Annotated in this window: 10 protein-coding genes and 1 pseudogene; 5 read left to right on the top strand and 6 right to left on the bottom strand. The window is 43.7% G+C overall.

Translation table 11 applies throughout. The features are described from left to right. The first annotated feature begins 113 nt into the window (after positions 1-113). Positions 114-1,676: pseudogene (locus ACED28_RS19145) on the top strand (methyl-accepting chemotaxis protein). 182 nt (positions 1,677-1,858) lie between these two features. Here the strand turns inward: ACED28_RS19145 and ACED28_RS19140 are convergent. Both ACED28_RS19140 and torT read right to left on the bottom strand, forming a co-directional pair. Continuing rightward, positions 1,859-2,314 (bottom strand): methylglyoxal synthase, encoded by a 456-nt coding sequence (locus ACED28_RS19140; RefSeq protein WP_009844869.1) that lies wholly within the window; start codon positions 2,312-2,314, stop codon positions 1,859-1,861. 60 nt (positions 2,315-2,374) lie between these two features. Further along, on the bottom strand, positions 2,375-3,322 hold the full coding sequence (gene torT, locus ACED28_RS19135; protein ID WP_240797169.1) for a TMAO reductase system periplasmic protein TorT: 948 nt from the start codon (positions 3,320-3,322) through the stop codon (positions 2,375-2,377). Between torT and ACED28_RS19130 the strand changes: the two genes are divergently transcribed. Then, positions 3,267-3,431, top strand: a complete 165-nt coding sequence (locus ACED28_RS19130) for a hypothetical protein (protein ID WP_231847902.1) — start codon at positions 3,267-3,269, stop codon at positions 3,429-3,431. The two genes, torT and ACED28_RS19130, sit on opposite strands and share 56 nt — an antisense overlap. 64 nt (positions 3,432-3,495) lie before the next feature. Continuing rightward, complete coding sequence (gene torS, locus ACED28_RS19125; protein ID WP_371710486.1) at positions 3,496-6,528, top strand: TMAO reductase system sensor histidine kinase/response regulator TorS; 3,033 nt, start codon at positions 3,496-3,498, stop codon at positions 6,526-6,528. A gap of 259 nt (positions 6,529-6,787) precedes the next feature. Here torS and ACED28_RS19120 read toward each other — a convergent pair whose 3' ends face one another. The 3 genes from ACED28_RS19120 to ACED28_RS19110 all read right to left on the bottom strand — a co-directional run bounded on the left by ACED28_RS19120 (position 6,788) and on the right by ACED28_RS19110 (position 12,271). Then, positions 6,788-9,142, bottom strand: coding sequence for a fatty acid cis/trans isomerase (locus ACED28_RS19120; protein ID WP_371710485.1), 2,355 nt, complete (start codon positions 9,140-9,142; stop codon positions 6,788-6,790). Positions 9,143-9,311: 169 nt separating this feature from the next. After that, positions 9,312-10,976 carry a VRR-NUC domain-containing protein gene (locus ACED28_RS19115; protein WP_009844865.1) on the bottom strand — a complete coding sequence of 555 codons (1,665 nt, stop codon included), beginning with the start codon at positions 10,974-10,976 and terminating at the stop codon, positions 9,312-9,314. A gap of 56 nt (positions 10,977-11,032) precedes the next feature. Beyond that, on the bottom strand, positions 11,033-12,271 hold the full coding sequence (locus ACED28_RS19110) for an OFA family MFS transporter (RefSeq protein WP_009844864.1): 1,239 nt from the start codon (positions 12,269-12,271) through the stop codon (positions 11,033-11,035). 594 nt (positions 12,272-12,865) lie between these two features. Here ACED28_RS19110 and ACED28_RS19105 point away from each other — a divergent pair. Further along, a complete protein-coding gene (locus tag ACED28_RS19105) occupies positions 12,866-13,246 on the top strand; it encodes a hypothetical protein (protein ID WP_012600906.1) in 381 nt (126 codons plus the stop codon). 181 nt (positions 13,247-13,427) lie between these two features. Here the strand turns inward: ACED28_RS19105 and ACED28_RS19100 are convergent, their stop codons facing one another. After that, positions 13,428-13,772: a YajD family HNH nuclease gene (locus ACED28_RS19100; protein WP_004730279.1), complete on the bottom strand. Its 345-nt coding sequence runs from the start codon at positions 13,770-13,772 to the stop codon at positions 13,428-13,430. A gap of 275 nt (positions 13,773-14,047) precedes the next feature. On the opposite strand from ACED28_RS19100, the gene yghU reads away from it, so the two are divergent. Next, positions 14,048-14,905, top strand: a complete 858-nt coding sequence (gene yghU, locus ACED28_RS19095) for a glutathione-dependent disulfide-bond oxidoreductase (protein WP_371710484.1) — start codon at positions 14,048-14,050, stop codon at positions 14,903-14,905. Positions 14,906-14,986: the final 81 nt, after the last annotated feature.

Genomic DNA, 14,986 nt, shown 5'->3' with positions numbered 1-14,986 from the left:
ATTTTTGTATAAATAGCAGTCATTTACACAAAATGTTACGTTCGCATTTTGTAAGAACTTTAATAATTGTATATATTCCTCGGCTACAATAATAGTTAACAAAAGTTAATATAATGACAGCCAGCTCTCCTTCTCAATCTCGTGAAACGCTTTTAAGCGAAAATGAACAACTTGTCTCAACTACTGACCTTAAAGGTGTGATTACCTATAGTAATGACGCTTTTTGTCGCATTGCAGAATACAACCAAGATGAATTACTTGGGCAAAACCATAATATTGTTAGGCATGGTGATATGCCTAAAGCGGCTTTTGCCGATATGTGGGTGAATCTAAAACAAGGCAAGGCGTGGCGCGGGATCGTAAAAAACAAAACTAAATCCGGTGGGTACTACTGAGTTGATGCTTACGTTACCCCTATTTATGATGGCGGGAAGGTGAGTGGCTATCAGTCTGTTCGTGTTAAGCCGAAAAGCGAGTGGGTGCAAGTTGCGGATAAGGCCTATCAAAGCTTGTTGAAAGCTGAGACGTCAGGTCGCCAATGGTCACTACAGATCAGTGACAGTGTTCGTTACGCAGTGTTACTTGGCTCTTTGGCTGCGCCTCTGATTTCAAATCTTGTAGAAGTAGGGCAAGCATCGCAGTGGATATTGAGTCTTCTTCCTGTCTCTGCTCTAGCACTGCTTTTCCGACAAGAGCTCATTGATACTCCATTACAGTTGAAAAAACTGCAATCTAAATTCGATAGTGTCAGTCGCCTTGTCTATTCAGGTAATAGTCAGTTCTCTGTTGCCGATTTTCATCTCAAGCTGCTGTCTGCCCGAATCCGCACTGTATTAGGTCGTATGACAGACTCAGCGAAACCATTGCAAGATTTAGCCGATAACCTTAATGCGACGTCATACCAAGTCACTGAAGCGCTCGATCAGCAGACAAAAGATATTCTTCAGGTACGTGAAGCAACTGAAGAGGTTGAGGTGACCGCCAATGAAGTCTCTACTCGTACAGAAGAAGCTCACCAAATTGTTGATGTGACCTTGCAAACTTGTGCAGGTGCTAAAGAGAGCATTGATCAAACCCATCGTAACCTTGAAAATTTGGCATCTCAGGCGGAGAAAGCGACGCACACGACTTACCAATTGAGCGACCAAGCGCAAAGCGTGAGCAAGATAATGGAAGAGATTGGTGGGATCGCTGAGCAAACTAACTTGTTGGCACTTAACGCTGCGATTGAAGCGGCAAGAGCAGGCGAGCAAGGAAGAGGCTTTGCAGTTGTTGCCGATGAAGTACGTGCGTTATCTGGGCGAACGTCAAAGGCCACAGTTCAGATTAAAGAGAGCATCGATACCATGCTGGCGACGATTGAAAGCTGGCAGAAAGATATTCTGGCGAACAGAGACCAAACAGACGCGTGCGGTGATGTTGCGAAGGTGAGCGCAGAGCGTTTATCTGAAGTTGAAAATCTAATGCAATCGATGAATGAATTGATGCAATCTGTTGAAAGCTCTGCTCATAAACAACGTGAACTATCGAGCGAAGTGAACCTGCATATGCAGTCTATTGCATCTACCGCAGAGCAAAACTTGGTTGCAACACATTCCGTGAAAGACCACTCCACAGAGCTAAAAGAGCAAGTGAATGAGTTCTATCACTTAGCGAAGCGCTTCGAAGAAAAATAGCGGTTAGATTTTAGAGTAATGAGAAATAAGAGAAGCCTTGCGAAACTAGCAGGGCTTTTTTGTGGCTCAAAAGAGCAGATTACAAAAACAGAAAGCCCCCAATAATTGATGTCCAACTGTTGGGGGCAGTTCATAATGCAGGCTCTTTAGTGTGTTTAGTAAAGGGCTAATTTAACGTGTGATTATGTGCGCTCTGCCAAGTATGCTTCGTAGTCTGGGATCTCAATGATCACTTCTTCTTCAAGCAGTGAAGAGTTAAACAGGAAGTTAGCGGTAGCGCGGTTGGTTGCTACAGGGATGTTCCAAACACTTGCGATACGAAGCAGTGCTTTTACGTCCGGGTCGTGTGGTACGGCATTTAATGGATCCCAGAAGAAAATCATCATATCGATCTTGCCTTCAGAGATAAGCGCACCAAGTTGTTGGTCACCGCCCATTGGGCCACTGATCATACTCTTAATCGCTAAGCCTGTTTCTTTACTGAGTAGAGAACCTGTCGTGCCCGTTGCATAAAGGAAGTGCTTTTGTAGTTTTTCTTTGTTCTCTTTGACCCATCTTAATAGCTCAGGTTTGAAATGGTCATGAGCGACCAAAGCGATATTCTTATGCGTTGGCATAGTACGCGTCGTTTTTTGCATGGATGTTCCCTAAATGATTGATTCGTTTTTATTGTTTTGAGTTCTTTAGTCAATATAGCACTAAGGATTCACACTGAATACCGGGCGAAACTCAGAAGGTGACAATGAGTCAGCGATAATTTGATCTTTGAGTGTTGCGGGTGTCAGTGCCTCAATCATGGGCGCGCTATGTTTTTCATAAGGTTGACCACGCAAGTAATGGGTGGCTTGCTTTACCGACAAGCGACCTTGTTCAACCATTTTATCTGTTGGTGCAAAAAGCACCTTGTTACGAAGCAAACCGCGGTAAATTCCGTGACTTAAGTAACTTGAAATTAACCCAATATCTTTGGTTTTACCCGCAGCTCTTAGTTCACTTATCGCAGCTTCAATCGCGACTGCACTTCCGACTATATATTGAATATCCGGTTGTTCGATGACTTGTTGTACCAAGTTTCTTTGCAGTTCTTTATCGTTGTCTGCCCAATAGCTGATCGCGATTTTGATATCGCTCGATTTGATTGCATCATAAAACCCGAGTGCCACAGGTTTAGTGCCACCGCTTGCTTGTGGGCCAAGTAGTAGGGCGATAGGTGTTTCTCCTGACCCTTTTGGATGTCTTTTCGACAAAAACTCTCCGACTTGGAAGCCCATTTGATACCAGTCGACACCGACCGTGCCTTTTAATACTCTTTGTTGCTCTTTATTGACGGTTAACTCATTGACTGTGGCAAACACAGGGGTTGCTCCGACCCAGTTGGTCAGGTTCTCATGGTAAGCGTCAGGCGAAACGGTGCCTAAAATAATGGCATCAGCCCCCCATTGCGTGCAAAGCACCAGTTGTGAGGCTTGTTTAGCGACGTTGGGGTAACCGCCAGCTTCCAAAACTCTAAGTTCGACTTGTTGCTTTTCTGCTTCTGAGACCATTCCGTAGTTAACCGATAACCAATAAGAGTCTTTTAGGTGCGGATAAATGGCACAAATTTTTTCTTTTTGTGATGTGGCTTCTGCCGGTTTTATTGGGCTCAAAGGCTCACTAGCACTTGCTACAGTGGTGACTGATGCTAGTAATGAGAGAAGAATTTTTGAAGTTAAAGGTCTAGATAGCATGAATTGCCGTTTTATTGGTTTTAGATAAGAAACACTGCAAAATATAGCGTATTCTGCATGGGTAAAGAAGAACGTTTTAAGGTTTAGAGTTTATGTTGTTAGCTTCAGCGAGTATTGGACGCAAGCTACTGGCCTCATTCTTAGTGATGGCCCTGTTGGTTTTATTGTCTGCATTGATCGGTGTTTCTGGTTTTAGCTTTGTAGCAAAGACTGAAAGAAACGTCGTCGATTCTGCTCTTCCTGCCATGATCGAAGCTCGTCAAGTATCTGAGTTGAGTAACCGTATTATTTCGTCGGTACAAACGCTTTCTAATGCGAGAAATGAAGCAGAAAGAAAAGAAGCGGGCACGATGTTGTTCGGTCAACTTGAGTCGCTTCTTCAGCATATCAAAGAACTTGGCGTCGACAGCTTTGATTCCCAACTTCTTAATAAACTCGAAAACAATGTCCAAAGTGTTATTAATACACTGGCTGAGTTGGGCGTGTCAGTTGAACGTAAGCTTTGGTTAAACAAGGAACTGTCTTCTCGTGTTGAAGAGATGCGTCTACTTGCGGAAGAGCTAGAACAGCTAACCCGAACCCAAGTGTTGAACACGGCCACCATCGCAGTTGCCAACGTTACACACATTTATGATCTCCTAGAAACCAAGCAAACTGATAAAGCCTACCAAGCCTTAGATGCGCTTGTTGAGGTAGACCTTGATTTGTCTGAACGCTTGCATGAATTACATTTGTTGGCGTACAAAATGCTTAATCAAATTGAAGAAACGCAGACTGTCACTAACGTTGAACGTATTCATCAAATCCAATCTGAGTTTGAATCTAATCTAAGAATTATGGCGCGCCGTGTGAAAGCGGTCGAAGACCCGACTCGTTCAGCGCAGATGTCTCAGCTTCTTGAAGAATTAAGAAAACGCCAAGTCGTGTTCGATATATCGTTAGAACAATATGAGAACACCAAAAAATCTGAATTTCTGATGCAAAATACGCTGGAGCTGTTTTCGCAACTGAATACAACGGTTAACCAATTGATCGACGATTCGAATCTAAGTACCAAAAAAGCGGTTGATGAGCTGACTAGCACGCTGAATCTAGCTCAATGGTCGTTGTCGGTGATTTCGGTTATTGGCTTGGTTATCGTTGCCGTTATTGTGTGGCGAGTTGTTTATATCTCGGTGGTTAAACGTCTTACTGAATACTCTTCAGCTTTGATGTCTATCGCTCAGGGGCGCCTGAATATCGATATCTCGGTTAAAGGTAATGATGAACTGGCGCATATGGGTGAGGCTATTATTACAGCGAGAAACACGGCACAGGCGCTACAAGTGGTTGCCGTTGGAGAAGCGAAGGCGAAACGTGAGCTCGAAGAACATAAAGAGCACTTAGAAGAATTGGTCACCGACCGAACTTATCAACTGCAAAAAACCAATGAGAAGTTGAATGTCGAGGTGGAAAATCACGCTAAGGCTCGTAATGCCGCAGAACAAGCAAGCCGGGCTAAGTCCGCCTTCCTCGCGACGATGAGCCATGAAATACGAACACCGATGAATGGTGTGTTAGGTACGGCTCGATTACTTAAAGATACTGGGCTAGATCCTTTGCAATCGGGTTATGCCGATATCATTAACCGCAGCGGCAAGAATCTTCTCGCCATTTTGAATGACGTGCTTGATTATTCAAAGATAGAAGCGGGGCATTTAGAAATACGCACGGCTTCGTTTGATCTCTACCAAATGGTTAAAGATACCTACCAACTAATGGAGGGGCGTGCTGCTGAGAAGAAACTTAATTTCGATTTCCATATTGAAAGTAACGTACAACGTTATTGGCGTGGTGATGTAACACGAATCAGCCAAATTTTGAACAACCTGGTTGGCAATGCGATTAAGTTTACTGAAACAGGCTCAGTCGATATCTTTATCAGCTTAGATATAGAAGATGAAAATCGAGTGATGTTTGAAGTGTCAGACACGGGGGTTGGCATTGATAGCAAAGAGCAAGCTTGTCTGTTTGATGCATTCACCCAAACCGGTAGTGGTCGCAATAAAACTGGCGGCACTGGGCTAGGGCTAGCGATCAGCAAAAGTATCATGCAAGCAATGAACGGTGATATTGGTGTTCATTCCGAAGAAGGAGAAGGTAGCCAATTCTGGTTCTCAGTACCTTTGTTCGCGGGTGAGAAGATTGAAACGAAAGCACCGACTATTGAAGCTTGTATCCGTGCCAAAGTACTGTTGATTGAAGATAACCCTGTTAACTGCATTGTTGCTGAAGGATTTCTGAATAACCTAGGCCATGACGTTGTGATGGCGACAACAGGAGAAGAGGCCAGAGCCATATTCAGTGAGCAGGCGTTTGATATTGCGCTGGTAGACATCAATCTACCCGATTGTGATGGCATAGAGCTGATTCAACAGTTAAAAGCGATTCTAGAACAAACGTCCACGGCTGAGCCGCTAAATATACCACCTATGGTGGCGGTGTCGGCGCATGTATTCAATGAAGAAGTCGAAAGCTATTTAGCATCAGGGTTCGATGGTTTCTTGCCTAAGCCGTTGGAGAAAGAGGCTCTTTCTCAGCTCATCGTTACTCAACTCGATGGTAAAGCACTGTTGTTACCACAGCCTGATCCGAACGATGCCGTTTGCAAACAAAACTATAAACGCGTTATTGAGAGTAACAGTGATGAACGGAACGCCACGCAGATGGTAGATGTATTGGCTAATCACACGGCTGCCATTGATGCTCAATATGATACAACTGATTCCCAAGACCGAGGAGATACTCCGGTGAAATTGATTGATTCCAAAGTGATAGAGGGTGATCTGTCGATTCTTGGATTAGAGAAAATGAAACAGATCGTTGCGCTGTTTGATGAAAGCAGTGACCTGACCTTGAATGAATTAGCTGAGGCGAGTCAAGCGGATGATGGACGAGAAGTGAAGTCCTTGGCGCATAAACTTAAAGGGTCGGCGGGTAGTTTGGGTCTATCAGCACTGTACAGCTTGTGTCAGAGCATTGAAGCAAGCGAAGAACCATTATTGCAGTATCGAGATAACGACCAAGCTTTATCGGAACTAGTTAAAGACTCGTTGAAGGCACTTGTGCCCTATGTTTCAGTTTAACGATGTGAGCCTGTTTTAAGCTTATACCTAATCTGCAAGCCAAATAAAAAATCCTCTGAACGACTATTCGTCAGAGGATTTTTTATAGCATGTGTACCAATAGTTCTTTAAGAAAGACTTACCAAGATTTCAAGCAATATGACCGAGGATTAAGGCGATATAGCCGACGTTCAAGGCGATATAACCGACGCTCGAGGCAATGTGCTCAATACTCAAAAGCTAGAACCAAGGCCTAGCGCCTACTGGCTATCTATTTTTACTATCTATTCTCAAAACGGTTGTAATCCAATAAACCAAACTCAATCGGTTGATCTTGTTGATACCAACGGTGAACTCGGTCGCTGAATGGCCAGAACTCAGGCGAACTGCGTCGTACTGCAAACTTATCCAGCAACGCGACGTAATCTTTTTCTGTGTCCAAGCTTTGCAGTGCTTTAACCAGAGTCGGTATATCGCGCTCAGTTAATGACAGATAAGCGGCTGGGTAGCTACCTACAACGCCACGTACCAGTGTTAAGTCGTCATTGGCGTAATCTCGATTACCTTCTTCATTGAACAGGCTTGAAATGTTGCTGTGAGCGTTATTGTGAATCATGGTGAACAGCTGCTCATCGCCGCTCTCGCTTTCAATCATGATCGTCACTAATTGAGGCACATGACGCAGACCAACTCCCTTAATCAAATTCACTTGTTTGAGCAGAGCTTCGTTTTTCCGACTGAACCCTGTTTCGACAATATCAAAGCGATTATCGAGGATCGGCGCGAGCTTATCTTTGATCATATTAAGCAGTTCACGCTTAGGATTTGTCGTTTTGTATATCACGTTGGTTGGCTGGTCAAAAGGTGCAATATTGCGCTGCAAGTAGTCGCTCAACTGTGAGCTTTGGTTTTCATACCAACTTGAGTGTTCAATGTGTCGCACGTCTTTTGGAAGAAGGGTCAAGAAGTTACTCTCACCCTCAAGGCGCAAGAAGTCCATAAACATGCGGGTAATCAGTTGGTGGCCGAAGTTACCGTAGACATCAAAACCAGCAACGAGAAGGTAATGGATACGTTCTAGAAGGGCGTAATCAAGAATCCACGCTGTCTTGGGTTGTGGGCCAACTAAACCTTGAACAACTGAAGCGCTATCAAAGTGTCTAAAGATAGTAAGCGCGGCATTAGGGTTCGTGCCATTGCCATCCCAAATTATGTCTGTATCTAGATTTACGCCGCTATCAAACCATTGATTGGTGAAGTCTGATTTCGCATTAAGGTATCGAGCTTGCTGCTTCGCGTAGCTCACCCAGTTTGTGACAGGGACAGTGTTGCTTTCTAGTTCACTAGGCAGCTTTAGGTTTTGCTTCTGGTTGGCATAAAACTGATTAATTTCAGGCAGATCCGCTTTATCAGGATCGATGAATAGTACCCAGAATCTATCATTGATCACGTTGAGTGCCAGCTGCCCGCGACACACCGGCCCCTTGATAAAGGCCATGATGGTGTTTTGTGCATTGTCTAGCATGAAATGGAAGCGCGAGTTCACCGGAAGTGCTTCAAACGAAGTCATTGGATTCGCCGCGACGTCAATCGCGTAGCTAGGAAGTTGTTTGACAGCGTAACGAGCATCCACAAACCATGTGTTCCAATTGTTCAGGCGTTCTTCATTTAATGCGAAAGGCATGTGTGTTTTGTGGACGATGGTGCCTTGCTCTGGAATCAGGCGATAATAAACCCGATCCACTTTTGGATCGTCGTAAGGTCGGCGACTCGTGATGCGTTGAACCGCTTCACCAGGAGGCGTCGCAGAACGAACCAAGGTGAAGAAGCGTGTTGGCTGAGCTAAATCAGAGAAATAGAGGTGTGATAGAAACAGATGTTCATAGATATAACGTGCTGAAAGTTGGCTTTTATTGTCACTCTTGTTGAGAAAGCCCTCGTAGATATCAACGAGCTCTTGTTCCGCATCATTCAGTGGAATATGGTCATTCATTAACGCGCCGTTTTCCAACCAACTCATTAAAGTCGCGTATTCCGTTTTATCTAAGTTCGGCATTCCATAAGGCATTCCCCACGTCGGGTAATCTCTTTCGTATTGAGCGTACTCTTCAATGGTCGGACACTGTTGGTCGCGATCGGTTGAAAAGTCGAAGCCTTCAAGTTGCGTTTGATCTGGAAGAGGGTGGTTTTCTTTTTGCATCAACATACGAGAAACAAGCCCAGCATCAAGGTTAGCCGCTGAATTCTGCATACGTTCGTTAAGCACTGGATGAAAATCCGCATCACGCCACTCTTGTGTGGTTATCGCGTCTTCAAACAGGCGGGTAGGGGCTGAGGCGGTTAAACGGGTGCCTTGATAAACGAGTGCCTTACTCGCCCCTCGGTCAATACCTTCAACTGATGACATTTTGAGCTGGCAAGGTGCATCATAACAAGCGTGGCAAACAACACAGCGGCTATCAATGATAGGTTTGACTTCGTCAATGAAATGCTGTTCTTGAGATGAAAGAATAGGCGCTTGGCGATCTCGAACTTGTTGTTCACCAAAGAGCTGATCGAAGTTCAACCCCGCGTAGACGGCACAACCTGAGAAGACGCTAACAAAAGCTAAAATGAAGAGTTTTTTCAAATTCATACGTATTAAAGATTAGGCATTTTCTCTAATTATATCGAAAATGATTGAAAAAGCTCATGTTCTGACTATTTTATAGATAAGATATTGATGTAAGTTATTTACTAGAGACTAGAGACTAGAGACTAGAGACTAGAGACTAGAGACTAGAGACTAGAGACTAGGCAACTATCTAATGATTGACGTAGCAAACCGAGAATGGAACAGATAATCGCTCGAACTCTTTGATCCATCGCCACTGGTTGTCTTGCAATTTATCGCCGGGCCCTTTGACCTCAATCCAATGAAATTCATCGTCCTTGAACGCAATCAAATCCGGCATCCCAGTTCTAAATAGCTTTAGCTCACTGAGCATCACTTTGAATAGCTCGACGATTAAGGCGTTCGGAATAGCCTCCATACTGTGCTCAATGAGTGCTTGAGGGAAATGGTTCCAATGAACGAATGGATTTGCGATACCGTATTTCTGGTCGTAGATATCAAGCAATTGGTTTAGTCCTTGCTCGGATATGGTTTGAAACGCAGCCTGGATCTGTTTAACTCGTTTGTCTACGAAATTTGAATGGTATAGATCCAGAGGGCGATGTTGGTAGCGATTGATAAATGCGCCCTCAACGTCTGCGAAAATCACTTCCCAAAAGGCTAAGCCAAACAATCCACATAAAAAACTGTTCTCTGAAAAGTAGACTTCCCAACCTTGGTTTTCCAAGTGTTGCTTCACCGCAAGTTCAACTCGCGTTTGGCTGAGGTCTAATTCCAGTTTTATCTCTTTGCAGCTCGGTTTTATGGTTCGAGAAACTTTGTGGCCCTGTTTCCGTAGTAGCCTGTTTTCAAGCTTAATAGCGACTTCCTGCTCTGATACATCCGATGGATTCGCTTTCATTTTCGTGACAATGTCACACATTAAGTTTAGCTCATCTTGCTTGTCATAGATGCGTGCAAGTCGTTCTCTGCTTGGGGGAAGTACGGATTGTTTGAACCAAAAGACAGCTTGATCGTTTTGGTTGAGCCTTTCTAGATCGCGAGCGATATCATTGATCAAACGCGATCGTTTTCTGGCAATGCTTCTGTGCTCTGATTCTTCAGGAATCGAGTTTAAAATCTGCTCCAGAAACTCACCGTCTTTGCGGTCCCCTTCTGAATACAAGCGTTGAATATCACGTATCTGGAGCAGTTGATTGAGCTGTTCTCTAGAGGTGAAGAAACGACGCTGTTTACTTAATGGGTAGTTTTCGAAGGTGTTGAGTCCAAGATCGCTAAGAACGAATTGGCTTAGGTCTTGATAAGTATTGGCAAAGAACAGTAGCAGCAAGACATCAATAACTTCAGATTTGACAACGTAAATACAATCGAACGACAAGTTTCGGAACTTATTAAAAGGTTGGTGATCGAGCAAAGCCAAGAGTTCGTCTTTCTTCGCTGTCTTATAGTTCATAAGAAATGGAAATGCGCTGAACAGTTCTGGTTTAGTCAGTAGATGTAATCCTAATTCGAGATCATTAATGACAAGATTATGTTGTTCGGTAGGGTGGCTTAACGCAATGAAGTTCGATGTGTTTAGCTCTTGTAGGGCGTTTTTCAGATCTGGAATTTCAGCATAGTCGAGCTTATCACTTCGAAACCAGCAGCCTTTGCGAGAAAGCAAACGAATCATTAGACACTGGCTTGCGACTGAAAGACGTTTGTATTCAGACAACCAACGGCATTCATCGTCACTCAGCAGATCTGGATAGAGTGTTTGAGCGTGTTCAATCAGTCGATTGAAGTTGTCGAGATAATAAGTAGGGGAGAGCTGAGGAGTGGTTTCTATCGTCAATGGATTAGTCGCTTGATACAAAAAGAGCCTAACCCTAAGGTTAAGCTCTTTCTATTTTTAATCAATCGAGAACTGAGTTAAGCGCTTGCTTGCTTAAGTTCTGTTGCTTTCGCTTCTGAGATTGGTTTAGTCACGATAGCTAGAACAATACACACGGCCATCATAGCAGCAGAGATTGTGTAAGCTAGGCCGTAACCTTCGCCATTCGTCATTGAGTAACCAACAACCGCAGCACCGATAGCACCACCGATACCCCATGCCGTGTAAAGCACGCCGTAGTTCGTACCGTAGTTTTTCAGGCCGTAGAATTCCGCAGTTAGTGTTGGGAATACTGCTAGAAGTGTACCGTAACCAACAGCTGCGATAGCCGTACCAATGATTAGCGTAAATTCAGAGTTGAACGTAGCGAATAGAGCCATGTTCGCACCTTGAAGGATGAACGCTAAAAGTAGAGTACGTACGCCACCGATTTTATCTGCAAGCATACCTGCAGCAACACGACCGCCTGAGTTGAATACAGCAAGGATAGACGCTAGGTAAACCGCGTTTGGTAGGTTCGCTTGAACGCTAGCAATCGTAGTGATGTTACCGATGATCATAAGACCAACAGAAGCAGCAAATGCGTACATGATCCATAGAGAGTAGAACTGAGGAGTCTTCAGCATTACTTTCCATGTTAGGTCTTCAGTCTTCTTAACCGCTTTAGGTGCTTGGCCTTCTTTTACTTTAGGCTCAGCTGGCGTGTAATCCGCTGGTGGGTTGTTGATCGTTGCCGCTAGAGGTACTGCGATTGCAAGTACACCAACACCAAGAATCATAAAGCTTGTTTGGATACCCATGCTATCGATTAGCGCAGAAGTTAGTGGTGCTAGGTAAATAGCAGCAAGACCGAAGCCTGCAGCGATTAGACCGTTAACCATACCTTTCTTAGAAGAATGGAACCATTTCATTGCTGATGGAGAAAGACATGCGTAACCGAAGCCGATACCAGCACCTGTCATCACGCCAAACGTTAGGTTTAGCATCATAGGAGTCGTAGCGAAACCAGAAGCAATCATACCTAGGCCAGTAAGCGCTGTACCAAGAATAAGGATCTTACGTGGACCCATACGGTCTTGTAGGATGCCTGCAACAAGAAGACAAACAGAGAATGTGATAGTTGCAATAGCGTAAGGTGAAGATGCTTCAGCAGCACTCCAACCAGCTTCAGTAACTAGCGCCTTGTTAAATACACTCCAAGCATACAGGATGCCAAGACAAAGGTTGATACAGAAGCCTGCTAGCAGGATACGTGATGCTTTATCAATCTTGCTCATTTTTATTCTCAGTTTTGTCGTTGGTCAGTGGTGAGCCACTTAACTAAAGACGGGTTATTGTGATTGTTTCTTCAAAATTAGTTTGCGTTTATCAACAGACAACGCAAAAGAGCGCGGATTATAACCAATAAAAATGTGATTGGAATCTCTTTTTCCATTTTCGGTAAATAAACTCAAAATTGTTAATGGGTTGTTTTTTGTTGGTTTGTAAGTTGTGTTTAATACCTTTCTATTTTGTTCTTTTTAGCGTGGCGGGCTTATTTTTTAAGGGATTCTTCGATACACATTTCAGATTGCCCACGTATCCCGTGCGGATATCACAGAGTTACGAATTATTTTAAATATTTTCCAAGGTTAATTTTGTGTAACAAAATAAATCGAAATGACGCTTTATTCATATGAGACAAGGGTTAACGGAGGTTTATTAAAAACAGTATGTTAAATGATTGTTAACTTGGGTTTTTGTTAGCACCGTTGCTTACATTTTGTTCAACTTGAGGGGTTGTGTTGAACAAAAAAAATGGGAAAATAGTACGCAAACTGAGATTCCAAATTTGAAAGGATGCGTTTCCAACCTATGGTGAGGCGAGTATTATGAAACTGTTTTTAATTTTATTGATGTCAATTTCTGGTGGTGTAGCGGCAGCTGACCATATTCACTCTTTCCTATTCGGCTTCTATATTGCGGCGTTAGCAGTTGGTAGTTGTTACTGGCTGGCATTCCGTAGCACGCGTTTCCCACAGTTGGCATTAATGCTATTGATGTGTGGCTTTTTTGCAAAAATTGCAGTGACCGTTATCGGTGTTTCTTGGGGTATCTCAAACGATATCATTCAATCGCCGTTCATTTTCTCATTGTCATACCTATTCTTCTTGGTCGTAGTGACTTACGTTTGGTTTGCATACCGCGATAAGTTGACGCTTAAAAAGCGCGCTAAGCAGGTAGAAGAGTCTCGCAAACAAGCCGCTGTATAATTCAGAATTCTAAAAAGGAGCCTTCTTCGGAAGGCTCTTTTTGATCTGGCCTCTCTTAACTCTATTATTTGGTTATGATTGCAGATAAAAGAAACCCCAGTATGGTGACATACTGGGGTTTCTTGTTATTTATCTATTATCTAGCCGCTATCATTTAGCAAAGACGCGTTCTTAACGCGTGTTACTTCTTCATCAACTTCGCTAGATCGGCGAAAGGGTTGTGGGTCGCTGATTGGTGGTCGTCTAAACGAGCCTTGGCATCAACGCCATAACGGTCATGGTCTGTGTATTTTGAGTGTTCATGATCGTGACAGTAAAGGCACAATAGTTCCCAGTTACTTCCGTCTTCAGGGTTGTTTGTATGGTCGTGATCGACGTGGTGAACGGTCAACTCTCTTAAGTTCGAGTAAACAAATTCACGCGCGCACTTACCACAAACCCATGGGTACAGTTTCAGTGCTTTTTCACGGTAGCCTTTCTCTTGGCGAGCGTACGCTGCACTCGAGCCTGTGTAATCAGAAGACATTGCCAAATCCTTATCAATTGTAATCCCCCGATTTTATCACAGCTTTCTTTAACCTGTAGGCATGTCGTGACTAAATCATGTTTCGTACTAACCGTTATGTGGCTTAGGTTTGATTGGACACTTATCTTTTACGTGTGCTATCTCATAAAGCAGGTTATTTCTTTCTGGAATAAGCCATGCTTAACAGTTTGAAAAGAAATTATATTTAGGGGTTTTAACCAAGGGAGTGTGACCTAATATCAGTTAAAGCTACCCTATATTAATAAGGAAATATCATGTCAGAACAATACACACCGCCAAAAGTTTGGGTTAACGATACTGATGGTGGTAACAAGTGGGCAAATATCAATAGTCCTGAATCTGGCGCTCGCTTTGATAAAGAGCTTCCTGTTGGTGACCATGCTTTTCAATTGTATTCTCTTGGTACACCTAACGGTCACAAAGTCACTATCTTGCTGGAAGAGTTGTTAGCGGCAGGTGTTAAAGAAGCTGAATATGATGCGTATTTGATTAACATTGGTGAAGCTGAACAGTTCTCTTCTGGTTTTGTGAGGGTTAATCCAAATTCCAAAATACCGGCACTCGTTGATAAGTCTGGTGCTGAAGATGTGAATGTTTTCGAATCGGCATCTATCTTGATGCACTTAGCTGAAAAGTTTGGTCACTTCTTGCCAAAAGAAGGGGCAGCGAGAACACAAACCATTAATTGGTTGTTCTGGGCTCAAGGTTCAGCACCATTCCTAGGTGGTGGCTTTGGTCACTTCTACGCTTACGCTGATGAAAAGCAAGAGTACCCAATTAACCGTTTTGCGATGGAAGCGAAGCGTCAACTAGACGTGTTAGACAAACAACTCGCCAACAGCGATTTTGTAGCGGGAGAAGAGCTAAGCATCGCTGATATCGCAATTTGGCCTTGGTATGGCAACCTTGTACTAGGAAAAATTTACGATGCAGCTGAGTTCCTACAAGTTGAGTCTTACACCAACGTTGTGCGCTGGGCGAAGCAACTAGAAGCGCGCGAAGGTTTCCAACGAGGTCGAGTAGTGAACCGTTCATTCGGTGAAGAGTGGGAGCAAGTCCCCGAGCGCCATTCTGCAGAAGACATTGACCGAGTTTTAAAGCTTAAGCCTTAGTTTTTTTGGAACGTGTTTTTGGGCAGATGATCTGCTCCAGTCAGACTGGACACTTAGCTAAGCGACATTTCGCTTTTCAAA

Origin of the sequence: Vibrio sp. 1F253, assembly GCF_041439295.1 — a bacterium.
Taxonomy (GTDB): Bacteria; Pseudomonadota; Gammaproteobacteria; order Enterobacterales; family Vibrionaceae; genus Vibrio; species Vibrio tasmaniensis_A.
Note: the sequence above shows the minus strand (reverse complement) of the source record. Positions and strands in the feature narration are given on the sequence as shown.

Excerpts from the sequence above, each read along its gene's own strand:
- ACED28_RS19140 (WP_009844869.1), bottom strand. The coding sequence starts at position 2,314 with ATGCAAAAAACGACGCGTACTATGCCAACGCATAAGAATATCGCTTTG.
- ACED28_RS19130 (WP_231847902.1), top strand. The coding sequence starts at position 3,267 with ATGGCACAAATTTTTTCTTTTTGTGATGTGGCTTCTGCCGGTTTTATT.
- torS (WP_371710486.1), top strand. The coding sequence starts at position 3,496 with ATGTTGTTAGCTTCAGCGAGTATTGGACGCAAGCTACTGGCCTCATTC.
- ACED28_RS19120 (WP_371710485.1), bottom strand. The coding sequence starts at position 9,142 with ATGAATTTGAAAAAACTCTTCATTTTAGCTTTTGTTAGCGTCTTCTCA.
- ACED28_RS19110 (WP_009844864.1), bottom strand. The coding sequence starts at position 12,271 with ATGAGCAAGATTGATAAAGCATCACGTATCCTGCTAGCAGGCTTCTGT.
- ACED28_RS19105 (WP_012600906.1), top strand. The coding sequence starts at position 12,866 with ATGAAACTGTTTTTAATTTTATTGATGTCAATTTCTGGTGGTGTAGCG.
- ACED28_RS19100 (WP_004730279.1), bottom strand. The coding sequence starts at position 13,772 with ATGTCTTCTGATTACACAGGCTCGAGTGCAGCGTACGCTCGCCAAGAG.
- yghU (WP_371710484.1), top strand. The coding sequence starts at position 14,048 with ATGTCAGAACAATACACACCGCCAAAAGTTTGGGTTAACGATACTGAT.